Here is a 616-nt window from a genome sequence, read left to right as displayed (position 1 = left end):
GATTTACTAAGGTGTTCCAGTCGGGACTGGATTTTTTCCAGCATGTTCATTAGTAACAGGGCGCTCATCAATGGAAACGATTTCATTAATGGGTGAAATCATTGGGCGTTTTAGCAAGAATATACCCCTCCGCAAGCGCAAGCGGTGAGGAATGACGTGAAATGATGTTGTTTTTTTTCATTACATGATCAGGGTCGTATTTTACTGACCTGAACCAGGTACAAACAACGAACAATAACGGCCGAATGCCCAAATCATCGCCGAATGTTTTCACCCTGTGCGGTTTTACCGCCGCAAACGAAGGGGAAGGCTTTCGGGAAATACGTAAACACAGTACAGTGCAGTGTAAGAAAATTACAAATATAGCCTGGCAAAAGCACCAGACTATCAACTGAGGAGAATGACATGGCGGTAACGCAAACGGCCCAGGCATGCGACCTGGTCATTTTCGGCGCGAAGGGCGACCTGGCGCGGCGTAAATTGTTGCCTTCCCTGTATCAGCTTGAAAAGGCGGGCCAGATCCACGCTGACACCAGAATCATTGGCGTCGGCCGTGCCGACTGGGATAAAGCGGCTTATACCAAAGTCGTGCGCGAAGCGCTGGAAACCTTCATGA

General features: G+C 48.7%; 1 pseudogene. It reads left to right on the top strand.

The annotated features are described in order from the left end of the window. Positions 1-405: 405 nt before the first annotated feature. Positions 406-616 (top strand): annotated as a pseudogene (locus tag FJV41_RS55200) (glucose-6-phosphate dehydrogenase); the annotation flags it as partial.

It is taken from the genome of Myxococcus llanfairpwllgwyngyllgogerychwyrndrobwllllantysiliogogogochensis (assembly GCF_006636215.1).
GTDB classification, from domain to species: Bacteria; Myxococcota; Myxococcia; order Myxococcales; family Myxococcaceae; genus Myxococcus; species Myxococcus llanfairpwllgwyngyllgogerychwyrndrobwllllantysiliogogogochensis.
The sequence above is the reverse complement of the archived record's forward strand: the minus strand, read 5'-3'. Positions and strand labels throughout refer to the sequence as shown.